Source organism: Enterococcus sp. AZ140 (assembly GCF_051714405.1).
Lineage (GTDB): Bacteria > Bacillota > Bacilli > Lactobacillales > Enterococcaceae > Enterococcus_B > Enterococcus_B pernyi.
The window spans coordinates 2,599,123-2,621,174 of record NZ_JBIORU010000001.1; the positions used below are offsets into that span (position 1 = coordinate 2,599,123).

The window sequence follows — 22,052 nt, forward strand, 5'->3', positions numbered from 1 at the left end:
TGATTTTTCCCCTTTTCTCTACTTATTTATCTTCCAAAAGAACGATTTTATCTTTTGGGAAATGCAGGTTGATTTGATCTCCTGCTTGGTAAATTTGTTTATCCGTACCGTTTACTAAGAACTTACCTAAATCCGTTGTCACTTCATACTGGTAACTTTTCCCTAAAAATGTTCTGACTTTCACTTCACCTTTTACAACGTTATGTGTCGCATCAGAGGCAATCTCGATATCTTCAGGACGGATCGTCGCTACTAATCGCTCTGCTATCGGTTGCTCATAAGGTGTCTCAATGACATTCCCAGCGGCTTGATAGCGGATGCCTTCGATTTGTTCAACTGGAAAGAAATTTTCAAAACCAATAAAATGTGCAACAAAACGAGTTTTTGGATGTCGGTAGATTGTTTCCGGTGTATCATATTGCTCGATGACACCATTATTCATGACCGCGACTTTATCCGAGATCGAGAAGCATTCTTCTTGATCGTGGGTCACAAAAACTGTTGTGATACCAAGTTGTTGTTGGATACGTTTGATCTCGATCCGCATTTGGACACGTAGTTTCGCATCTAGATTACTTAATGGTTCGTCTAGGAGTAGTAACTTAGGTTCAATAACCAATGCTCGAGCCAAAGCCACTCGTTGACGTTGCCCACCTGACAGTTGTTTCGGGTAACGATCACCCAACTGTTCCAAGCCACAGATTGCTAACATATCTGCTACTTTCTTGGCGATATCCGTTTTATTTTCTTTGCGCAATTTCAAACCGAAAGCGACATTCTCAGCAATCGTCAAGTGAGGAAACAGCGCATAGCTCTGAAATACCATACCAAAATTACGTTTATGCACAGGAACTTTCACTAATTCTTGATCTTCCAAAACAAAAGAGCCATCGTTCGGCGAAATCAATCCAGCAATCACACGTAGCGTCGTTGTTTTACCGCAACCACTAGGTCCTAGCAAAGAAACTAGCTCTCCTTTTTCCATTGAAATAGACAAATCTTCTAATATATTTTGTTTTCCGTCATAACTCACACGGATATTGTTCAAATTTACAAAACTCACGGTTCTCCCCCTCATAGTTTCCAGTCATTCTCTAGTACTGTTCGATTTCTTCATTCAACAGTTAAGCGATCGAAGCCAATCCTAACGTTTTCTCAATAATAAACATCAAGAAAACGGTTAATACCATGATCATCACTGAAATCGCCGACACAGTCGGATCATACGTATATTCAATGTAGCTCAATAATGAAGTGGGCAACATCGTTACTCCTGGTCCAGATAAAAACATTGAAACTGGTACATTATTGAATGAGTTGACAAAAGCCAGCATAAACGCCGCAAATATTCCAGAAGAAACATTTGGTAAGACGACTTGCATAAAAGCGCGGGTTTTTGTACAACCCAACGTCCAAGCAACTTCTTCTATTGAAAAATCTAATTGCTCCATACTTGAACCTACGACGCGAATGATATACGGGAGGCTGATCAAAAAATGACCAATCAACAAAGCTTGGATCACCGGCAAGTTAAACTTGATCACGATGTATTGGAACAAGGAGTAGCCGACAACGATACCCGGAATCATCGTTGGTGACAAAAAGAAATTTTTAAAAAGCTGTTTACTCTTCATGTGGTAACGAGAAAGTGCGTAAGAAGTCGGCACGCCTACTAATAAAGCTAACAGAGTAGCCCCTACGCCAATACTTAAACTCAATTTAAAGCTATTCATAAATGTTTCAGAACTTAGTGCTTTCTTGTACCATTCTAATGAGAATCCATCAATCGGAAATTGTATCGTCGATGATTGTCCAAAAGACGTTACAACAATAATCACTAATGGTAAAAACAAAAACGCAAAAACTAATACTGCGATGATCGTCATCCCTTTTTGCTTACGCATGATTCATTCCCCTCCGATCTAAACGTGCAGCAATCATATTCAATCCTTTATTCACGATCAGAGTCGTGATGATCATGATCAATGCAATGACACTTGCTGAAGTCCAATCACCTAAAGTCGATGCTTTCTGGTATAAGAAAGTCGCCATCATCATATTTTGGTTCCCACCTAAAAGTTGTGGTGTCGTATAAGCCGTCAACGTGCCTGTAAATACTAAAATACTGCCAACGATCACTCCAGGTATACAAAGCGGCATGACAATTTTATAGAACGTTTTAAACGGACTCGCACCTAACGTTTCGGCAGCTTCCAGTGTTTCTTTCTCAATATTTTCCATCACGCCAACAAGTGTCATGACCATGGTAGGTAAGAATAAATAGACAGACCCGATAATAATTGCAAACTCCGTATATAGTAAGGCGATGGGTTGTTCGATCAGTCCTATGCGAATCAAGAAATTATTGATTACTCCTGTCCTTCCTAAAATGTTGATCCAAGCAAAACTACGGATGACTGAATTGGTCAATAATGGAAACATCGTCATTGCCATCAATAAACTTTTCCACTTTTTACCCACACCTGCAATAAAATAAGCAGTTGGAATACCTAAAACGGCAGAAATCAACGTCACAATGACAGAAACGCGAATTGTTCGAAGAAAAATCTTCAAATTGAAATCATCTGTCAAAAAACTGGTGTAAGCACTTAGACTAGCACCTGTTTCAGTAAAAATAGTTGGCCATATAATATTGACCAATGGCAAAATCATAAAAAATAGTAATAAGATCGTTCCTGGCGCAATGATCAAATACGGAACATTCTTCCTCATTGTTCTCCCCCTCATTCGTGTTCTGTCCCATTATAAGAAAAAATACGAACATTTTCAAGAAAACTTTGTAATATATTCAGAAAAAAACTCAAGTTATATGAAATAACTCATGGAAAACCTGTCTTTATCCGTTTTATTCAAAAACATTCACACTCACTTTACTTGTTTTTTAGTAGTTCATGTTTATTAGACGAACGATTATTATCAAATAATGCGAATTAACTATCAAAAGCGTCGAGAAATACCTCTCAACTGAAAGAGAAAATCAACTTTCCATAAAACCAAAAAGAGCAATTACCGAACATTCATCTAAAAACGTTCGTTAATTGCTCTTTTTATTCGACTCAACTATTCCATAAAAAATGACTAACTTCTCGATCCACTTCTGTCCCAATCTCGTGAGGCATGTCATTAATCATTTGAGCTATTCATTATTCCAGAATTTTAAATTCATTTATAAAACAACAACCAGATTTACCAATAGCGATCCATTAAAACTAACATATCAATAATAAACACATGTTATAACGATTAAAAAAAACAAAAAAACATAATGGAAAGGTTTACATTTTTATATTGATATGATATATTTTTTTTGGATATATCCTAAAAAATAACTGGAGGTCAAGAACATGATTCTATCAAAGAAAAAACAACTATTACTAGTCACAATGACAAGTATTTTAGGAATTTTGCTTTTAGGTGGTACAAAACGAGTTGAAGCTGAATCTTTTGGAGGAACAACTGCATATACGTATACAGCAGTATCCGCAAATGTAACCAAAACTTCATCAAGTGCTACTACATACGTTAATTGGAATAGTTCCAACCAAAAAAGTCACAAACAATGGTTCGCTCTTTATCAGAATGGATCAAGAAAAGGACAAGGATTATTTAATTATCTTACAAATTCTGCATTTCCTGGGAATGGTTCAGCAGGTTCAACTGTCCATTTAGCTTCACAAAGAGAAAACATCATTGACCCTACAACTTACATTTCAGGAACATGGACCCCTTAAAGATGATGGTAAAGAATCCGTGCCAAAATAACTTCGCTATTTTTTTCTCTTAGGATCAAATAAATAGCGAGAATAGAGATGCCTTCTTTAAATAAGGCGTAATCTCAGACATTCAAAGAGAAATTTTTGGAGATTACGTCCTATTTATAGAGGCTGAACACTTTTACACCGTCTTCTTGTCACATACCGATTGAAAAAAGGAGATGTATGTTTGAATAATTTTTGGAGATTAAATAAATACCACATTTCACTTAGTTTAGTCATATTTTTCATAATGGTATTCTCTATTTTAAATGAATATATTTCAAATGCCTTTCTTTATGTAACAAACTTAGGATTTAGACAAGAAATGAATCAAGGTCAAGCCTTTATTAATGTTTTTGATTTCTTTTGGACAAGTTTAACAGAGTCTGTTTGGTCTTTTGATTATAGCTTGATTTTTGGAACGAATTTATTTCAAATGTTCATCCCTTTAGTAGCTTCTATTGGAACAGCAATATTTGCTCAAAAATGGCAAACTATTTATAAATTTGAAATTTATCATGTTTTAAATTTTAGAAATTTTGTTTATAAGAAAATATTATCAACGGCTACAAAAATAGCATTGGCAACATTTTTTGGTTTCTTTATCTATTACTTATTTTGCTTTATTGCATTACATGATTCTATCAACGATACTGTGACACGTCCAATGTTTGAAGATATTTTCGGATCCAATTTTTATGTCAATCATAGGTTTTTGCAGTCTTTTCTAGAAGGAGTTGTTCGTTTTTTCTGGATTCCATTTATATATACTATCTTCGGTACTTCTATCTCATTGATCGTTTCAGAAGCAAAAATATATTTATTAGCAGCACCTTTATATTACTATAGCATGTCGGCTATCGGTACAGGGATGACAGCTTTTTCTGAAGATATTTCGTTGTATTTTAATCCTACAGTGATTATGGCGTCTGGTGATTATTATACATTTAACACATATCTTCTGTTGCTTGCAAACTCTATCCCATTATTTATTGGTATAGTATTGATTTACGGAAGGAGTCAGAATGTTGAATTATAAGTTTTTGATTTATCCGACTATTTCTTCTTTAATAATAATTTTATTTGTCAGTTTTATGCCTAAAACCATCATCACTACAGGATGGATTTTTTCTAATTTCCTATCAATGTCAGTAATACTTACGATATCCTTTTTTTATTTATTTGAAAAACATAGTTTTATTCAAATGGAAGTGGTGAAATGCGAGAGTATTTTTCGTTTTTTTCGGTATAAGTTGGCTGTATTATTTAATCGTAATGTCATTTACACGGCGATACTCTCTATCACATTTACAACATTAAGTTACATTAAAGTTGGCAATGCGGACTTCAAAATAATTTCAATCTATTCTCTTGCGTTGATCTTATTATTATCCTTATCAGGGTATCTTATGTTAGTAACATCCTTTTCCTTCAAAAATATATGGGCACCGTACATTACTATTATTATGATATATAGTTTTTATTTTTATGCGTTTGTAAATATAAATTTATCCCCCTACTTTAACCCTTTTATTTCGTACATAACAAGTTTCAGCGAATTTCAAGGATATGGAACTGAACCTACCTATTTTAGTCATTTTGGAATAATTGGTTTTCTATTCTCAAATTTACTTTTTTGGGGACTTGGACATCTTATTTTTCATATCAAAGTTCGGAAGATCGATCTATGACAAAAAAAATAGTATGTTATACAATTGTTTATTCATTAGAAGTGATCTATATTATCTATATTTTTTCTAGCAATATCGCTTTACAGGAAGTATTCAGCATGATTACTTTTAATTCATCTGTCTATAAGAAGTTCTTGATCGAATTAATAAATCCTAAACTCATTGTTTTTTATCTTTTAGTGAATATATTTACCTTATTATTCACTATAGATAATTTGACATCTTCAGCTTCGATGTATTCCATGATTTTATATAGAAATAAAAAATCAGGATTTTTTTTACTAAGGATAAAACATATTTTTTCTGTACTTTTATTAAATAGCGCAATTCAATTTATAAGCTTTTTTAGTACTTTATTTTTTTGGGGATATATATATGGCCTATCTTCAGACATCAATATTGTAACTTTTACTATCCTATTTTTTAAATATTTCACTATACTATTTATATTCCTAATTTACTATGATTACTTTAAGCTAAAATCAAATAATATATTTATTCTTCCAGTGTCAACTTTTTTATTATTATCAGTTTTGATAGTAGATTTACTTTTAAATTTTGGATTGATTAGTATCTCAGATAGTATAATAGAAAATTTATTGTACTTGCTTTGTGATTTAACGATACTAGGTATTTCTATGACGATTTTGAATCTTAGATTTAAGAAAAGAGATGAATTTTATTGATTGAATTAATTAATCTGGGAAAACAGTATAAGCAAAAAATTTTATTTCAAGATGTGAATGTTATCTTCAATGAAGGAAAAAAATCTTTTATTAAAGGAATAAATGGTTCAGGAAAAAGTGTACTTATGAAGCTCATTGTAGGATACTCTACCCCAACAAAGGGGATGGTCAAAGTTGCTGGAAAAATAATAGGCGTAGATCAAGATTTTATACCTGATGCTGGAGTTTTCATTAACGCACCTGATTTTATTAAAAGTTGGACTGGTGCAGAAAATTTGTTGTATTTAGCAAATATCCGCAAAGTAGCTAATGAAAAAAAAATTCGTTTTTTAGCAAGTCAATTGAATCTAGAAAAAGATCTGAATAAAAAGTATAAACATTATTCACTTGGTATGAAACAAAAATTAAGAATCATTCAAGCGCTTATGGATGAACCTACCTATTTAATTCTAGACGAACCTTTTGATGCTCTTGATAAAAACAGTCGAGAAAATGTGTTGAATTTGTTAGATAATTACCTTAGTGAAAATGCTCAAAGAATTCTAATTTTTTCTAGTCATAACGATATGATGGAAGACTTTGCGGATCATATCTACGAACTTGAAAATCAAACGCTACTTCAAATAAAATGAAGAAATAAATTTATATAGCATACTCCCTATTGGATTTAAAAAAATCTGATATTATTAGTGGATCATCTGAATTCAGCCTTTTCTTCTTCAATCAATACCCCAAAGAAATCGACTAACTTCTCGATCCACTTCTTCATTTTCATGAAGCATACTATGTGAAGCACCTTCACCCTCTTCGACCTTTTCCATTACAGGGTTACCATGTTGTTTCAATAAGGCATAAACTGCCAATGCACTATTCAGCGGAACAGTTCCGTCACTTAGCTCTACTTCACTCAACTGCCCTGCAACTAATAAAAATTGTGTGTCGGTAGGGAGATTTCCTATCATTGTTTGATAATCTTGATACCTTGAAGACACCACTGTTGGCCCATTTTCGAGTAAATCAGCTAAATTCTGACCGCTATCATCCACAAAATCATTGAAAGGTGCGCCTAGTGCTACAAACTTTTCAACTTGCGGTAAAGTTGTTTCTTGGCCATACGTGACTAGATAACGGAGGCCGCTGACTCCACCCATTGAATGTCCGACAATGTTTACCTTGTTGATTTGATCAGTTGTCTGCAAATAAACCAGACATGCACGAATCCATTCTGCTTGGTTCCACTCATTATTTTCATTGTCTTCGAAAAGTACTTGGATCATCGGATTGGTTGTTTCTTTTGATAAAGCACCTTGGGCTTGAACGTTTCCATTGATATCTACAATCAATGTCAATTCTTGCTGCCCTTTGCTTTCCGTTTCTAACCGATCGATCATTCCTTTGAACGAATTCACTGTCCCTTTATATCCGTGAACAAATAAGGTAGGTATAGTTCCTTTTTCCACTGGTTTCACTTGGCTTGTCACCGTTGTTTCCGTGGAGGCAGTTTCTTTTTGGCTCTTGTTTTCTTGCGTTTGGCAACCAGATAGGATTAGCAGTACCAGCAACACCATGCGACTTAGCACCCGATTAAAATTTACTTTATTTTGTTTTATCACTTTTCTCACTCCTTTCATTTAAAACAAAAAAGAGCTGAGATGACTAGGCATCCCAACTCCTCCATTATTCTGATCACTGTTTAGTCGATCTTGTCTACTTGATCAAAATCAAGCTCTGTACTTGTTTCACGACCGAACATGTCAATGTTTACTTTTAGTTTTTCTTTTTCTTCATCGACTTCTGTCACTTGACCTTCTAATCCAGCAAAAGCTCCTTCGATGATCTTAACAACTTCGCCAACTTCTACTTTCAGTTCGTTTTGACGTAAACTCATACCGATTGAACGTAAGATATGATTTACTTCTTCCGGTAATAAAGGTGCAGGCTTACTTCCTGCTCCGTGAGAACCAACAAAACCTGTAACGCCCGGTGTATTACGGACAACATACCATGAAGCATCTGACATGATCATTTCTACTAAGACATATCCAGGGAATGTTTTATGAACGATTTCTTTTTCTTTCCCATTTTTTACTTCAGTTTCTGTTTCTTCAGGAACAACGACACGGAAAATAAAATCAGCCATTTTCATACTTTGCGCACGTGACTCGATATTTGCTTTTACTTTGTTTTCGTATCCAGAGTATGTATGCAATACATACCAATTTTTTTCAAAAGATTCCATTGAAGGCTCCTCATTTCATTTGTAAAATAAAAAAACCTCAGTTCCCCGAAGCTTTTCCTCTCTTTGATTATAGCACCGTTTGATGGTTTTTACTAGTGACTTATTTTTTGTACTCAAGTGATCGTAAAATTGTTATTTATTCTTATTTTGACAAAAAACTTATATGATCAACTGTTTTTTTAAGAATAATTTTAAACAAAAAAACTCATTTTATAAAGAGAGGGCAATAAAAATATTTTTGTTTTTTGTTATTCTATAAAAAGACCTATGAAAATACATACCCAAGTCAATATTATTTATTCCTACAACGTACAATTATAGTCGTAAGGAATCTTATTGAGCTTTATAGAAATTTACGAGAGGAGGTATCCCGATGGAAACAATAAGACAACTCATTGCAACGATTTTTGATTGGTTAGATTCTCTCGCACTGATTCTCTCCTGTATCACTGTTTTCTTTTTAAGCTTAAAAGTCTCGTCCTTGGAAAAAGAAGTAAAGATACTAAAGGATACTTATGAAAACCATTCCAAATAATAGTCACATTGCATGATTCAAATCAGTACATATCTACATTTCCAGATAGTCCGAACAGTTCAAACTCTCCCTTAATAAGCCAACAAAAAACGAAAAGATAGCAAACTTTTTGGTTTTTGTTGGCTTCTAAGAAATTTTTTACCTCATATGTTAAAAATATGTTCAATCTCGTATTGTGCTTCAAATCTATGTAAATCAGCTAAAAATTCATTCTTCAACTTGCTCGTTCCAATCAATTCTAATCCCTTAATAAAATCCTTTATTTTTTTCCTGACAGCCTCTCCTTCGATGTGCGCAAGTAAAAGTTGATAAAACCGGTGATATATTTCAGTTTCTCGCTGAAAAATAATTCTGCGTCGAGTCTCAAATAGTTTTTCCAAATAATACTTAGCTAATTTTAGCTCTTCTCTTTCAATCATCAGTAAAAACACATTATTATAAATACCTGATAATATAGAATGGAAAACCTCAAAATCTCCTTTTTTCATCACATTTTTTTCTACTTCTTTCAACCGCTGCTTGATGTAACTTGTTTCAAATAAATAGAGGAGAGAGGCAAAGGTAGTCATTTCAAATCTTCCCCACTCATCGATTTTTTCCAGATAATCGGATAATCTTTCGAGATAACTCGTATCTTTTTTATTTAATTTTTTTATCCCATCGATCTGCTCATACCACTTGTAAGTTTTAACAACAAGATAATTTCTCATGACGACTAAATCATCTGAGTGTTCTAATTCTTGTGCTAGTTTTTTTAATTGATAACTAATTGCACCGTTACGTTGTTCTAAATTACGGAACATTTTTTTTAAACTCATATTTTTATTAGAGACCCTGTCACCATCAAGATAAAACATGAATTCATCGATCGTCATATTCAATCGTTCTAATAATTCTAAAAAGACTAATAATGGTAAATGATTTTTCCCATTCTCATATTTAGCTAACGTTTCCCGCGAAACAATTCCATGGGCTAATTTTTTTTGAGAGAGGCCTCTATCCACACGCATTTTTTTTAATAATTCATGAACTTCCATCGTTCCCTCCTTACTTATCAATTAATGGATTAGTTGTTTGTTAAATTATTCACAATAAATTCTTTCTATTGCCACACCTTTTATTTTAATAACTAAGTGACATATAAAAAAATAGAGCTTCCAATTGATTGATAATCATGGATAGCTCGCCTTTTATTTAGATAAACTTATTGAATTATTTCAAGATCCATGCAAACAGACTTTGAATCGCTGTATCCATCACGAAAAACATTAGTCCGAAGATGATCGATGTTTCGAGAACGACTAGTGTATCTTTACGTAATTGTTTTTTACTTGACCAAGTTACTTGTTTCATTTCATCTTTTACACTTTTAAGAAATTTCATCGTACGCCTCCTCCTTGTTATTTTGTCTCTTTATGTAATGTGTATTGATTACAATATTTACAAAATTTGTTGATTTCCAAACGCTCGCCGCTTTTTCCTTCACTAATCGACTTAGTATAGTTTCGAGAACCACAAACGGAACATGCTAATGCCGCTTTTTTCTTTGCCATCCGTTTCCCCTCCTCACTGAAAACCAAATTTATACCATACTACATTATCATGTAAATTATTTTATGTCAATTAGTGATCGTACGCTCTACTGTTTTTATTTTAGTTATGATATGATTACTTAAAGGATTTTAAAAATGAACAATCTGGAGGTATGACTATGCTATTAAAAACTCTTGTTTACAAGAAAAAAGATTTGACTACCGTCTCTGAGACAAGCAACTTGGAAGAAGCACTAGAAATTTTAGAAACATCCGGTTACCGTTGTGTACCGATTCTTGATACTTCCGGGAATATTTTCCGTGGGAATATTTATAAAATGCACATCTATCGTCACAAAGCAAATGGCGGCGATATGACTTTACCAGTCACTCATCTATTGAAAAACGCAACAAAATTCATTTATTTAGATACTTCTTTCTTTAAAGTATTCTTTACGATCAAAGAGCTTCCATACATTGCTGTACTTGATAGCCAAAACCATTTCTATGGGATTTTGACACACAGTACCTTACTTGGTATGTTGTCTCAGTCTTGGAGCGTAGAACAAGGAAGCTACGTCTTGACGATTGCTTCGACAGGTAAACAAGGTGACTTAGCGGCGATTTCAAAGATCATCGCAAAATATAGTAGCATTGCTAGTTGTATCACTTTGGATATCGAAAAAGATGAATACATCCGTCGTACCTTGATCACTCTACCAGCTCATACAGAAAAAAGTGTCTGTGATTCGATCGTCAATCACTTAGAAAAGAAAAATTACAAAGTGATCGAAATTGAAAATTTACAAGATACTGATAAATAAAAACCTATTTAGTGGTTGATATTTACTAACTATTTTTCGAAAAATCATATTTCAAAAAAGCCAGAAATCCCAAAATCATTTAAGAGTTTTGGAGTTCCTGGCTTTTTTACTCGATTAAAAACAATCATACACGATCGTTGAATTTCACTGCTTGGTCTAAATAATACATCAATGGCGCAGAAACAGCCATCACGATAAATTCACTTAACGCAAGTGTACCATACGTTGTCCAAAACGCTTGACCGCCAGTTGGTACTAACATATAAGCAATCATAAACATACTGATTGTAAAGAACGCTGTATTTAATGCTAAGCGCACTTTGACATTTTTCACTTTATTTTGGATAAGTGCCGTTAGTCCTAATGCAAGTAGTGTTTGACCACCACCGAAAATCACATCCATGACACCAAAACCATAAATGGCATTATAAACGATCACGCCACCTAAGACACCCCATAATAATTTTCGATTGAATACAACTAAATGATTCAAACTTTCTGAAATACGAAATTGGATTGGCCCCGAAGACACAGGTGCTACCAAAATCGTTAACGCTAGATATAAGGCCATGATCAGCCCATTAATAACGACTACCATCAGTCGTTGCCTACTCTTTGTTCTCTCCATATTCTATTCCTCATTTCTCCTAGTTTTGTTAATGCGGGATGGTCGACGAACCGCAAGGCGTATTATAACATAACAATTCTAGATTACAACCTTCCCTCTATACACCCATTTCAGCATTTTTACCTTAACCTGAAAAGATTGTTATAAAAAATAAAAGAAATAAAAACAAGTAAGATACCTTGAGTAGTTAGCGCAAGACCTTATTGAACAGCATCCTTGAGAGATTGAGGCTTGATAGATAAAGGAATCGCACTCTTCTTATCAAAAAAATGAGTATCGCTGTTGACTAATACTCCCCAGACAATTCTTTGTTTCTATCTTTTACCTACGTTTTTTCGTTTGTTCTTTATTGTATTTTCTAACTTAACTTCTTTTTCATTTTCCCAAACCTCTGCTATAATAACCAAGATTGTAATTCTTTTGACAATAATGACGAGATGCTTTGTTGAACCTTCAGTGGTTGACTCTATTATTCAACCACTGCTTACTCAGGGTGAGACGATTTAGTAAAGCATCGTTGATCTATTTACATGACTAAAACCACAAGTATTCACAGCTGTTGATTAAATCTGACACTGCTTGCTCTCCTTTTGACTATGTCGTCTTGCTATCGTATGTTAATGAGAACTCATGAAGGAGCCCGACAAGACTTGTTATCTCAACTCAAGTACGCGATACTTTGGTGCATTCCAGGAGGAAAAAATGAATTTTCATTATCACCTATTAATCAACCAAGCTGCTGGTAGCGGAAACGGAAAGAAAACAGCGGATAAGATTTTACCAATTTTGGATCAAAAGAATCTTTCCTATACGGTTCACTATAGTGAATACAAAGGACACGATACACTTATAGCCGAACGCTTAGCCAAAGAAACCCTCATTGAATGGGGAGAGGATATAAATGCTGATACTATCGGATGGTACCCACTTCTCATCGTTATTGGTGGAGATGGTACACTACATCAAGTTCTAAATACGTTTCATCATTTATGCGTCTCGTTTCCTGTCGGTTTCATACCAGCTGGTTCAGGCAATGACTTTGCTCGTGGGATTGGGTTAAGTAGAGATCCAGAAAAAGCTTTAGAAACGATTTTAGCAACCAAAGAACCACAAAAAATAAATGTGTTGCATTATGAAGAAAAAGTAAACGATCGCGAAGGGCTGGCACTCAATAATTTTGGGATTGGTTTAGATGCAGCAATCGTTCATACTACGAATCATTCCAATGCAAAAAAACGATTGAATAAGTATAATTTAGGCTCGCTTTCTTATATTTTTTCTTTACTATATGTTCTTTTCTCACAAAAAGGCTTTCCGATTCTTGTAGATATTGGTGGGAAACGTGTGAATTTTAAAAAAGCCTTTCTATGTACGGCAACTAATCATCCTTATTTTGGTGGAGGAGTATCGATTGTTCCTACTGCAGATGTGACCAAGCCAACTATCGACTTCGTGGTTGTCGAACGAGTAAATCTATTTAAAATCGTTTGGTTGCTTCTTTTATTATTACAGAAGAAACAAATGCACTCGAAGTATTTCCATCACTATACAACAAGCAAACTTCGAATTGTTTCTACTATTCCCCAATATGGTCAAGAAGATGGGGAAGATTTAGAAAAACAATCGTTTGATTTACAACTAACAAATAACACACAGTTATTGTGGTGTGAAAAAATAGTAATGAGGGAGGAACAGCCAATCTCTTGATCCATGTATGCTTTTCTGGTGGATCGTCTACCTTTCCAATGAAAAGCCACCCGAAACGCTAGCGTTTTGGGTGGCTTTTTTTGGCTGATGCTTCATACTTCCAACTGATGTTGCCTGTTTATGGTCGGATGTTTTCCATACCAATCATTGGATCAATCCATTGCTGTTCCACAGCTTCGGTTGTGAGAATGTAATTATCAGGTAATTTTGGCGTTTCAGCTTCTTTCACTTCATTTTTTTCTTCTTCGATGGCAAAAAGCGAAACTTCCTGCGCTTGGTCAGTTGCCTCTTTACGGTCCTCTATTTGTTTTGTTGGCTCAGACACTTGTTCAATGGCTGCCGAATACGTTCCTTCTTCAAATGGATCATCACCTGTCAAGGAATCTTCATAAGCGGTTAATTTCGTACGCAGATTAAGAGTCATTTCATTATCTTCGATCCGCTTCTTCAGTGTCGTCAATCGAACAGCGGATTCGTTTTTTGCACATGTCAAATATGCTTGCTCTTCCCCTAACAAAATCAATAATTCCTTACTACGAGTAACCGCTGTATACAACAGATTCCTTTGGAGCATTCGTTGGTATTGATGAACCATCGGCAAAATCACCATCTTAAACTCGCTACCTTGGGATTTATGGATCGAGCAACAATAAGACAGGGTGATCTTATTCCATTCATTTCGTTTGTAACTCACTTCATTGGCATCAAATTGGATGACGAGTTCGTCCACCTTATCTTCCGAATCTTTTGCTAAAACAATTCCCGTGATTACCCCCATGTCACCATTGAACACATTTAATTCTGGCGTATTGACCAAATGGAGTACTTTATCCCCGATTCGATAAACTGTATCATTCCAGTGAACTTCTTTCCGATTCCCACCGCCTGGATTGAAAATATTTTGCATCATTTTATTCAAGGCATCGATACCAGCTGCACCGCGATACATCGGTGCCAACACCTGAATATCTTGTGCAGTAAATCCTTTGTTTTTCGCCTTTTCCACGATTTTAGAAATCAATGGTTCGATTTGATACGCATCACTTGCAAAGAAAGAGCGATCCTTTTGATTTTTCGTAAAATCTGCTGGCAATCTTCCTTCTTTGATCTCATGAGCCAAAGGAATGATACTTGAGCCATCGCCTTGACGATAGATCTGATTCAATTCGATTTTAGGGATTTGATCGATTTCTAATAGATCATGCAAGACTTGCCCAGGACCTACTGATGGTAGCTGATCCTTGTCCCCTACTAAGATCACTTGCATATTCGTAGGGATCGCCTTGAACAGTGTATTGGCCAACCATGTATCAACCATCGACATTTCATCGACGATCAATAAGCCACCGTCTAATTCCTTCGTACTGATTGAAGGGGTTTTCTCACGACCATTCAAACCTAAAAGCCGGTGGATCGTACTAGCTGGCAAGCCAGTCGTTTCATTCATCCGTTTAGCAGCCCGTCCTGTAGGTGCAGCTAAGAGGATCGGAAAAATCTCTTGTGTATATTTCGTCGGATCAAGATCTAAGCCGTTTAACTCTGCAAACAGATGAACGATGCCATTGATCACTGTAGTTTTTCCAGTTCCTGGACCACCAGTCAAGATAAATAGTGGTGAGCGAATCGCTTCAGAAATCGCTTCTTCTTGTGAATCCCCATACTGGATACCAAACATTTTCTCAATTCGTCGAATATTCTTTTTAATTTCTTTTGGTTCGTACTTGATTTCCTTTTTTCGACTCAACAAGCGTTGGATCGAATTGCCAATCCCCCATTCAGAAAAATACAAACTATTTTCATATAGATTCGTTTCTTCTTGTTGGATCTTTCCCTCTTCCACTAACTGAATAATGACAGTCGCTACTTGATCCGGTTCGATTTCGATTGGACGACTTGATTCCAAGATTTTGATCGTCTGCTGCAATAAAGATTCAGCAGGCACATAGGTATCACCGGTTTGGATCGCCTGTTGGAAAATCTGGTGCAAGATCGCTGCTCTGATGCGTCGTGGCGAGTCAGCAGCAATGCCGATCTGTTCCGCTAAGTTATCTGCACGTTTAAAGCCGATTCCTTCAATCTCTTCGACTAATTGGTAAGGATTTTCTTGAATGATATCCAACGCTTCATTTTTGTAAGCTTGATAGATACTAAAGGCTAATTGACTCCCAAATCCGTAACGGTTCAACCCCATGATCACTTGATCCATTCCATGATTCAAACGGATCGTTTCAGCAATCATTTCTCTTTTTGGCTTCGTTAAACCTGAAATCTGTTGCAATTGCGCAGGATCTTCGATGATTTTTTCAATCGCATCTTCACCAAGCAGTTCCACGATTTTCTCTGCGGTTTTTTTTCCGATACCGGGAAACTTGTCACTTGATAGGTAGTTGACGATCCCGTTGGCTGTCGTCGGCTTTTCCTGTTCGTAACGCTCTACCTTCAACTGTCTGCCATATTTAGGATGATCAACTAGCTCACCATAAAAACGATACACTTCGTTCTCTTGGATATCGCCAAAACTACCAGTTGCGACAATTTCTTTTTCCCGATAATCAACACTTGTTTCACTGACTTGGATGAGCAATACTTTATAAAAATTACTAGGATTTTGAAAAAAGATAGCGGCAACTGTGCCGACAAAATAAGGCATTTCTTCTGGCTCCATCGAGGCCGCCTCCTTTATTTATAGTAAAGGCTCTGGCTGTCCATTACCTAAAAAATCCACCTGATTCCATACTTTAAGGTCATATGGTAACAGATTGTTTGGTTCTCCTGTTTCTAAAATCGTCAAGCTACTATTGAATAACCCCCCCATTTCTCGTAACTGACTTAATTCTTTACCAGTCATCCACTGGATCGCAGCAGTTAAAGAGGCACCATGCCCTACAAATAGAATAGGCCCTTGATGTTGACAGACTGCATCCGCAACAACGGCTTCGATCCGCGTGATTGCTTCGGTGATCGGCTCTCCTTCAAAAGGTGTTGGATCATATTTATCTAAATGATTTCGTAAATTAGGTAAGTTCTCTGGAAATTTTTTGTACATCTCTTCGATCGACTGTCCTTCCAGTTTTCCTAAACCTAATTCTCTTAATTTATCTGTATAAATGATCTCTGTCGGATGGTACAATTCTTGATTGATCCCTTTTGCTGTATCTTTTGCACGTTTTGCTGTACTGCAATAAATAGCTTCAAAAGGAACAGACTTGACCATTTGGCCGAATGTCTTGATCTCCTCATAGCTTTGAGGTAACAACGGTGAGTCTCCTTGGCTTCCTTGAAAGCGTCTTTCAAGATTCCATTCCGTTTTACCATGTCTTGTAAAGTATAGTTCCATAGATGTTAGACTCCTCACTCCGTACTTGTATATATATACTATCATATAGGATTTTCCCGTTGGACCGTGTAGAAAAGCTTGTTTCTAAAAAATAGAGGCTTTCGCCAATTGAATATCGCTAAAAATCGACTGTAAAAAAACTGTGCTATCCTTTATGTAGTCTTGTTTTCGATCAGCGATGTTCACGAAATATACTTCATCCACACCCTCGATCAAGGAAATGCAAAAGGAAGCTCCTACTCCATCAAAACGAAGGTTGAGCAGCAAGAGAAACTATTTTCTCAACTTCGTCTTCTCAATAGGAGCGAAACCTCTCTTTACAACCTTTAGTCTAGCTTATCATTTTCGTAATGATGTGTTAACTCTAAATTTGGGAAACCTTGTTGACGCAATGCCTCATACACGATCATTGCCGCTGTATTCGATAGATTCAATGAACGGACGTGTGTATCATTCATAGGGATACGTAAGCATTTTTCTTCATGCTCGCGCATAAAGGGTTCCGGTAATCCAGTTGTTTCTTTCCCAAACAAAAAGAAATGCTCTTCGCCATCTGCAAAGTTTTCATCACTGTATACTTTATTCGCAAATTTGGAGATCAAATGTAACTTTCTATCGCCTAAGTAAGCCATAAATGCTGGTAGATCTGCATGATACGTGATATCCACATCATGCCAATAATCAAGCCCCGCTCGTTTCAGCTGTTTATCATCTGTTGAAAATCCTAGTGGTTCGATCAAGTGTAACGGTGTGTTGGTCGCTGCACATGTTCGTGCAATGTTTCCTGTGTTTGCTGGAATCAAAGGTTCAAATAAAACGATGTGGTTCATACTATTCATCCTCTCATGTATATGTGAAATCCATTTTAGACTAAATCTTGATTTTTGCATAAAAAAAAACGTATCAACTCGGTGTCAGTCACTGCGAGTCGTTACGTTAGTGAAGCTCTTTTCACTATCTTTTATCAGAACAGGAACCTGATAAAAACCAATGAAAAAACAACTTGTTGCTACTATATCACCATTAAACGCTTTTTGCAACCTTAACTCTATAATATTCTTATTGGAATCGTTTTCTCTTATTTCCTTTTAACAATTCTACGTCAATTGTAATTTTTCTAAGGGGTTCTTCCATCAGAGCCTCTTTTATTTCTTTTGCTACTTGCCATTCTAATGGCGACATTGCCAAGAGATCACGGCGATTTTCTTCAGGAATCGTAAATTCATACGTCACACGTTGACGTTCCACTGACGCCATTGATTCCATGAATTTGTCAACAACACGTTCGTTAGAATAATGATGTTTTTCTGGCTGATCTGGATAAAAAGCTTGGCGTAATTCTTTTAAATAGCCTGATTGTGGAACGACTTTTAATACCATACCGTCATCTGCAAGTACTCGCTGAAACTCTTGATAGTGAGAAGGCGAGAAAATATTCAATATCGTCGAAAATTGTTGATCCGCAAAAGGCAAATTCGTTAAATCCGCGACACACCAAAATGCTTGCATCGGCTGTTCAGTGGCTGCATAGACACCTTCTTTCGCGATATCAAAGCCAATTGCTTGTTTTAATGGTTGTAATTGATCGATGGCCGCCAAAAAGCTCCCTTCTCCACAACCGACATCTAGGACAGTCGCATCACTTGGTAGATGCTTAGCTAACTGTTCGATCAATGGTTGATACATACCTGATTGGATCATTCGTCTTCTTGGAGCAAACATACCTTGATCATATTCGGTTTTGATTGCGTGAGATAAAAAATACAACGTTCCCTTTTTAGATAAATCAAAACGATGATTCTTTTGGCAAATAAGCCCATTCGTGGTCGATAAAAAGGATGCTTGACATAACGGGCAACGGAACATTTGGGCATTCTCTGATAAAAATAGTCGACTCTGGTCTATTTTCTTTAACATAGTGATTATTCATTCCTTTAAAATACGTAGTGAGATAGTCATATAAAGATAAAAAACTTTCTTTAAAAACATTCGTTATCCGATGTTGCCTATCATGCTATCCCCTTCATCTTACCGTTTGAAGAGCGCTTTAGCAACTGTAAAAACTATGGTATAATTTCAACAAAAGTAGACATTATAAAGGAGCAAGAATATGATCAAAGAATTTTGTGCGGAGAATTATACATCGATCCCGTTAGCCATCGCAAATGGAGCCAATCGGATTGAATTATGTGACAACCTAGCAGTAGGTGGCACTACACCAAGTACTGGTGTCATTGAAGAAGTATTGAGCTACGCTAATGAAAAAAGTGTACCTGTGATGACGATCATCCGACCACGTGGTGGCGATTTTGTTTATAATGATATCGAATTGAAAATCATGCACACTGACTTGATTGAAGCCAAAAAACTAGGAACTGATGGTGTAGTGATCGGTTGCTTGACTCCTTCTGGTTGGTTAGATGAAGAAGCACTGGAAGTCTTGATCGACTCCGCAGAAGGCTTACAGATCACCTTCCACATGGCGTTTGATGCGATTCCTCAAGAACGTCAATACGAAGCCATCGATTGGTTGGTTGAACATGGCGTTCATCGTATCTTGACACATGGCGGTGTTGCCGATACAAACATCGAAGACAATTTTGCGCACTTAAAACAGTTGATCGCTCATGCAGACGGACGAATCATCATTTTACCTGGTGGTGGTATTACTTCAGATAATGCACAAGTAGTTGCGGATGCTTTAGACGTACACGAAGTCCACGGTACCAAAATCGTTCCTTTATCTGAATAAACAAAAATAAGCGAAACGACTCTTGTCTGAGATAAGAATCGTTTCGCTTATTTTACTCTATTTTCTTACATAAAATACCCCATAAACAACGAAGCGATATTGAAATAGATCAATACACTGGTCAAGTCACTCAAGGTCGTAATAAATGGCCCACTTGCAACGGCAGGGTCAAAGCCTAAACGATCCATCAACATCGGGATCAAACTTCCCGCAAGATTTGCCACTGTGATCGCAAATAGCATCGCAATACCGATAACAAAGCCTAGAATAAAGTTCTGTTTCCAAAATCCTACGATCAAGAAGATCGTTAGACCAGTTACAGCACCAGTCACTAAACCTGTCAGCACTTCTGCCACGATCAAGCGAACAAATCCTTGGTCTTTTTCATCTGAAATCGCTAAGCGACGTACAGCGACCGCTAACGATTGTGTACCGGCGTTTCCAGCCGTCCCTGTGATCAAAGAAATAAAGACAGCTAAAATACTTGCTTCACTGACCAATTCTTCATAATGACTGATCAAAGAGGCAGTCGACATACCTAAAAATAATAAAGTGATCAACCAAGGTAAGCGTCGAGAAGCTGATTTCACTGGATTCTCATTGATTTCTTCGACGTTGACCCCCGCTAGTCCAGAATAGTCACTCGCTGCTTCATCATCGATAACGTCGATGATATCATCAACAGTCACGATCCCTAATAAATGATCATCATAATCCGTGACAGGCAACGCAAGAAAGTCGTAGTCACGGAAAGTTTGCGCCACGTCTTCTTGGTCGTCGCCTACGTGAACAGACAGTACCCGTTCACTCATCAAATCAGAGATCATCGCATCATCATCATTGACGATCAAATCACGCAACGAGATAACCCCAACAAGTTGATTGTCCTGATTGACTACATAAATGTAATAGATCGTTTCTGCCACATCTGCTTCATTTTTCAAGACATACATCGCCGAACGAACGGTTTGGTTCGCAACGATCGAAATAAATTCGGTCGTCATGATCGCCCCAGCCGTTTCATCTTCATAATGCAAGAGGTCTTTGATCTCGCTCGCATCTTCTGCTGCCATCAAGCTAAGATATTTCGCCACTTGTTTCTTATCTAATGTATTCAACAAATCGACCGCGTTATCGGTATACATCTCTGAGAGCATTTCCGCAGCATAACTAGGACGCATTTCTGCTAAATATTCCTTCATATATTCGTTATCTTCTTCAATGACATCGAACATATCCGCCAATTCCTTTGGCGAAAGATAGGTATAAATCTGTTGACGATCTGCTTCCTTAAGGGATTGATAGAATTGCCCCTGTTCGTAGATATGCATCTCCAAGAAGTTATTTCTAAAATCTTGAATATTGTTTTCTCTTAGATCTTGAGCTAACTGGGCAAATCTTTCCTCTAATTCTTGATTTTCGTCCAAACCAATCTCACCTCACCTTAATCTTCAAATCGTTTCACTATTGTTGCCATATCTTTTGCTAAAGGCTGTTTGAATGCTAATAATTTTTCTGTAAACGGATGATAGAACTGTAAGTCATAACAATGCAACGCCTGTCTAGCTATGTCTTGATCCATCCTTCCCCCATACATGTCATCGCCTAAAAGAGGACACCCGATCGCAGAAAAATGCACTCTGATCTGATGCGTGCGCCCCGTATGCAATTGGATATCAACGAGTGCAATCTCTGCTGATCTGTTTTCTAACCAGTATTCCGTTTGCGCACTTTTCCCCGTAGAAGAAACTTTACGTTTTAATAATGATGTCATATCACGAGCAATTGGTAAATCGATCTGCCCATGCGCTTTCAACGTAGCCACATCGCCACTGACCAAGGCTTGATATTTTTTGACGAACTTCTTTTCGCGAAGTTGTACGTCCAATTTGGCATGCGCAAAACCATGCTTTGCAAAAAGCATCAATCCTGAAGTATCTCGATCTAGTCTAGTCACTACGTGGATCACCTGATTTTCATAGTCTTGTTGTTTATAATAAGCTTTCACTCGATTCGCCATCGTACCATTAGGATGGTATTGTGCCGGTATCGAGGATACTCCAGCTGGTTTATTGACGACTAAGAGATGTTCATCTTCATAAACGATCTCGATCGGTGTTTCGTCTAAAAGAACCGTTTCATGCTCGCCTTCTGCTGGAATCACAATGGTTACCTTATCATTTTGAGCCAAAGAAAACAAGACGTTCTCAACCTGTTCATTGACCATGATCGTGCCGCCTTGAAACTTGATTTTTGCTAGTAGCCCTTTGGAGATCCCTTTTTCTTTTAAAAAATATTTTACTTGTTGCGCTTGCTCTTTTTCATAGATCCATGTAAACTCCATT

Annotated in this window: 21 protein-coding genes and 1 pseudogene; 7 read left to right on the forward strand and 15 right to left on the reverse strand. The window is 36.5% G+C overall.

Annotation, left to right across the window (positions count from 1 at the left end; all coding sequences use genetic code 11):
* Positions 1-22: 22 nt before the first annotated feature.
* The 3 genes from IGJ39_RS11880 to IGJ39_RS11890 form a co-directional block, all read right to left on the reverse strand.
* Complete coding sequence (locus tag IGJ39_RS11880; RefSeq protein ID WP_104775730.1) at positions 23-1,063, reverse strand: ABC transporter ATP-binding protein; 1,041 nt, start codon at positions 1,061-1,063, stop codon at positions 23-25.
* 61 nt (positions 1,064-1,124) lie between these two features.
* Positions 1,125-1,904: an ABC transporter permease gene (locus IGJ39_RS11885; protein WP_010734275.1), complete on the reverse strand. Its 780-nt coding sequence runs from the start codon at positions 1,902-1,904 to the stop codon at positions 1,125-1,127.
* Positions 1,897-2,733 (reverse strand): ABC transporter permease, encoded by an 837-nt coding sequence (locus IGJ39_RS11890; RefSeq protein ID WP_438764810.1) that lies wholly within the window; start codon positions 2,731-2,733, stop codon positions 1,897-1,899. Before IGJ39_RS11890 ends, IGJ39_RS11885 begins: the two co-directional genes overlap by 8 nt.
* Positions 2,734-3,365: 632 nt before the next feature.
* Here IGJ39_RS11890 and IGJ39_RS11895 point away from each other — a divergent pair.
* The 3 genes from IGJ39_RS11895 to IGJ39_RS11905 all read left to right on the forward strand — a co-directional run bounded on the left by IGJ39_RS11895 (position 3,366) and on the right by IGJ39_RS11905 (position 6,785).
* Entirely contained in the window at positions 3,366-3,752 is a 387-nt protein-coding gene (locus tag IGJ39_RS11895; protein WP_410300884.1) for a hypothetical protein, read from the forward strand.
* 211 nt (positions 3,753-3,963) lie between these two features.
* Positions 3,964-4,815: a hypothetical protein gene (locus IGJ39_RS11900; protein ID WP_438764812.1), complete on the forward strand. Its 852-nt coding sequence runs from the start codon at positions 3,964-3,966 to the stop codon at positions 4,813-4,815.
* Between the two features lie 1,334 nt (positions 4,816-6,149).
* Positions 6,150-6,785 (forward strand): ATP-binding cassette domain-containing protein, encoded by a 636-nt coding sequence (locus IGJ39_RS11905; protein ID WP_019722312.1) that lies wholly within the window; start codon positions 6,150-6,152, stop codon positions 6,783-6,785.
* Between the two features lie 87 nt (positions 6,786-6,872).
* Here the strand turns inward: IGJ39_RS11905 and IGJ39_RS11910 are convergent, their stop codons facing one another.
* A complete protein-coding gene (locus tag IGJ39_RS11910) occupies positions 6,873-7,721 on the reverse strand; it encodes an alpha/beta fold hydrolase (protein WP_438765042.1) in 849 nt (282 codons plus the stop codon).
* 125 nt (positions 7,722-7,846) lie between these two features.
* Positions 7,847-8,392, reverse strand: coding sequence for a transcription termination/antitermination protein NusG (gene nusG, locus IGJ39_RS11915; protein WP_010734272.1), 546 nt, complete (start codon positions 8,390-8,392; stop codon positions 7,847-7,849).
* 373 nt (positions 8,393-8,765) lie between these two features.
* On the opposite strand from nusG, the gene IGJ39_RS11920 reads away from it, so the two are divergent.
* Complete coding sequence (locus IGJ39_RS11920) at positions 8,766-8,927, forward strand: hypothetical protein (protein ID WP_181055182.1); 162 nt, start codon at positions 8,766-8,768, stop codon at positions 8,925-8,927.
* Between the two features lie 143 nt (positions 8,928-9,070).
* Here the strand turns inward: IGJ39_RS11920 and IGJ39_RS11925 are convergent, their stop codons facing one another.
* The 3 genes from IGJ39_RS11925 to rpmG form a co-directional block, all read right to left on the reverse strand.
* Positions 9,071-9,964: a helix-turn-helix domain-containing protein gene (locus IGJ39_RS11925; protein ID WP_438764815.1), complete on the reverse strand. Its 894-nt coding sequence runs from the start codon at positions 9,962-9,964 to the stop codon at positions 9,071-9,073.
* 175 nt (positions 9,965-10,139) lie between these two features.
* The gene (secE, locus tag IGJ39_RS11930) at positions 10,140-10,310 is read right to left on the reverse strand and encodes a preprotein translocase subunit SecE (protein WP_438764817.1); all 171 of its coding nucleotides are present in this window, start codon (positions 10,308-10,310) and stop codon (positions 10,140-10,142) included.
* A 17-nt stretch (positions 10,311-10,327) separates the two neighbouring features.
* The gene (gene rpmG, locus IGJ39_RS11935) at positions 10,328-10,480 is read right to left on the reverse strand and encodes a 50S ribosomal protein L33 (RefSeq protein ID WP_005878997.1); all 153 of its coding nucleotides are present in this window, start codon (positions 10,478-10,480) and stop codon (positions 10,328-10,330) included.
* Positions 10,481-10,638: 158 nt separating this feature from the next.
* Here rpmG and cbpA point away from each other — a divergent pair, with 158 nt between their 5' ends.
* The gene (gene cbpA, locus IGJ39_RS11940; RefSeq protein ID WP_010734268.1) at positions 10,639-11,283 is read left to right on the forward strand and encodes a cyclic di-AMP binding protein CbpA; all 645 of its coding nucleotides are present in this window, start codon (positions 10,639-10,641) and stop codon (positions 11,281-11,283) included.
* A 124-nt stretch (positions 11,284-11,407) separates the two neighbouring features.
* On the opposite strand, the gene IGJ39_RS11945 is transcribed toward cbpA, so the two are convergent.
* Positions 11,408-11,911, reverse strand: coding sequence for a QueT transporter family protein (locus IGJ39_RS11945; protein WP_019722317.1), 504 nt, complete (start codon positions 11,909-11,911; stop codon positions 11,408-11,410).
* Positions 11,912-12,613: 702 nt separating this feature from the next.
* On the opposite strand from IGJ39_RS11945, the gene IGJ39_RS11950 reads away from it, so the two are divergent.
* Positions 12,614-13,618, forward strand: coding sequence for a diacylglycerol/lipid kinase family protein (locus IGJ39_RS11950; RefSeq protein WP_438764819.1), 1,005 nt, complete (start codon positions 12,614-12,616; stop codon positions 13,616-13,618).
* A 342-nt stretch (positions 13,619-13,960) separates the two neighbouring features.
* On the opposite strand, the pseudogene recD2 reads toward IGJ39_RS11950, so the two are convergent.
* The 4 genes and pseudogenes from recD2 to IGJ39_RS11970 form a co-directional block, all read right to left on the reverse strand.
* A pseudogene (gene recD2 / locus IGJ39_RS11955) lies at positions 13,961-16,283 on the reverse strand (SF1B family DNA helicase RecD2); the annotation flags it as partial.
* Positions 16,284-16,301: 18 nt separating this feature from the next.
* A complete protein-coding gene (locus IGJ39_RS11960; protein WP_438764821.1) occupies positions 16,302-16,955 on the reverse strand; it encodes a histidine phosphatase family protein in 654 nt (217 codons plus the stop codon).
* A 326-nt stretch (positions 16,956-17,281) separates the two neighbouring features.
* The gene (locus tag IGJ39_RS11965) at positions 17,282-17,785 is read right to left on the reverse strand and encodes a tRNA (cytidine(34)-2'-O)-methyltransferase (RefSeq protein ID WP_010734263.1); all 504 of its coding nucleotides are present in this window, start codon (positions 17,783-17,785) and stop codon (positions 17,282-17,284) included.
* A gap of 229 nt (positions 17,786-18,014) precedes the next feature.
* Entirely contained in the window at positions 18,015-18,872 is an 858-nt protein-coding gene (locus IGJ39_RS11970; protein ID WP_041684305.1) for a methyltransferase domain-containing protein, read from the reverse strand.
* Positions 18,873-19,065: 193 nt separating this feature from the next.
* Here IGJ39_RS11970 and IGJ39_RS11975 point away from each other — a divergent pair, with 193 nt between their 5' ends.
* Positions 19,066-19,707, forward strand: coding sequence for a copper homeostasis protein CutC (locus IGJ39_RS11975; RefSeq protein ID WP_438764823.1), 642 nt, complete (start codon positions 19,066-19,068; stop codon positions 19,705-19,707).
* A 65-nt stretch (positions 19,708-19,772) separates the two neighbouring features.
* Here the strand turns inward: IGJ39_RS11975 and mgtE are convergent, their stop codons facing one another.
* Entirely contained in the window at positions 19,773-21,134 is a 1,362-nt protein-coding gene (mgtE, locus tag IGJ39_RS11980; RefSeq protein WP_010734260.1) for a magnesium transporter, read from the reverse strand.
* Positions 21,135-21,151: 17 nt separating this feature from the next.
* Positions 21,152-22,051, reverse strand: coding sequence for an RluA family pseudouridine synthase (locus IGJ39_RS11985; RefSeq protein ID WP_438764825.1), 900 nt, complete (start codon positions 22,049-22,051; stop codon positions 21,152-21,154).
* Position 22,052: the final 1 nt, after the last annotated feature.

What these genes read in the sequence shown, in the direction of transcription:
- nusG (WP_010734272.1), bottom strand. Translation starts at nt 8,392, where the DNA reads ATGGAATCTTTTGAAAAAAATTGGTATGTATTGCATACATACTCTGGA.
- IGJ39_RS11890 (WP_438764810.1), bottom strand. Translation starts at nt 2,733, where the DNA reads ATGAGGAAGAATGTTCCGTATTTGATCATTGCGCCAGGAACGATCTTA.
- IGJ39_RS11985 (WP_438764825.1), bottom strand. Translation starts at nt 22,051, where the DNA reads ATGGAGTTTACATGGATCTATGAAAAAGAGCAAGCGCAACAAGTAAAA.
- IGJ39_RS11970 (WP_041684305.1), bottom strand. Translation starts at nt 18,872, where the DNA reads ATGTTAAAGAAAATAGACCAGAGTCGACTATTTTTATCAGAGAATGCC.
- IGJ39_RS11885 (WP_010734275.1), bottom strand. Translation starts at nt 1,904, where the DNA reads ATGCGTAAGCAAAAAGGGATGACGATCATCGCAGTATTAGTTTTTGCG.
- IGJ39_RS11965 (WP_010734263.1), bottom strand. Translation starts at nt 17,785, where the DNA reads ATGAACCACATCGTTTTATTTGAACCTTTGATTCCAGCAAACACAGGA.
- IGJ39_RS11920 (WP_181055182.1), top strand. Translation starts at nt 8,766, where the DNA reads ATGGAAACAATAAGACAACTCATTGCAACGATTTTTGATTGGTTAGAT.
- rpmG (WP_005878997.1), bottom strand. Translation starts at nt 10,480, where the DNA reads ATGGCAAAGAAAAAAGCGGCATTAGCATGTTCCGTTTGTGGTTCTCGA.
- IGJ39_RS11975 (WP_438764823.1), top strand. Translation starts at nt 19,066, where the DNA reads ATGATCAAAGAATTTTGTGCGGAGAATTATACATCGATCCCGTTAGCC.
- cbpA (WP_010734268.1), top strand. Translation starts at nt 10,639, where the DNA reads ATGCTATTAAAAACTCTTGTTTACAAGAAAAAAGATTTGACTACCGTC.
- secE (WP_438764817.1), bottom strand. Translation starts at nt 10,310, where the DNA reads ATGAAATTTCTTAAAAGTGTAAAAGATGAAATGAAACAAGTAACTTGG.
- IGJ39_RS11925 (WP_438764815.1), bottom strand. Translation starts at nt 9,964, where the DNA reads ATGGAAGTTCATGAATTATTAAAAAAAATGCGTGTGGATAGAGGCCTC.
- IGJ39_RS11910 (WP_438765042.1), bottom strand. Translation starts at nt 7,721, where the DNA reads ATGGTGTTGCTGGTACTGCTAATCCTATCTGGTTGCCAAACGCAAGAA.
- IGJ39_RS11950 (WP_438764819.1), top strand. Translation starts at nt 12,614, where the DNA reads ATGAATTTTCATTATCACCTATTAATCAACCAAGCTGCTGGTAGCGGA.
- IGJ39_RS11945 (WP_019722317.1), bottom strand. Translation starts at nt 11,911, where the DNA reads ATGGAGAGAACAAAGAGTAGGCAACGACTGATGGTAGTCGTTATTAAT.
- IGJ39_RS11960 (WP_438764821.1), bottom strand. Translation starts at nt 16,955, where the DNA reads ATGGAACTATACTTTACAAGACATGGTAAAACGGAATGGAATCTTGAA.
- IGJ39_RS11895 (WP_410300884.1), top strand. Translation starts at nt 3,366, where the DNA reads ATGATTCTATCAAAGAAAAAACAACTATTACTAGTCACAATGACAAGT.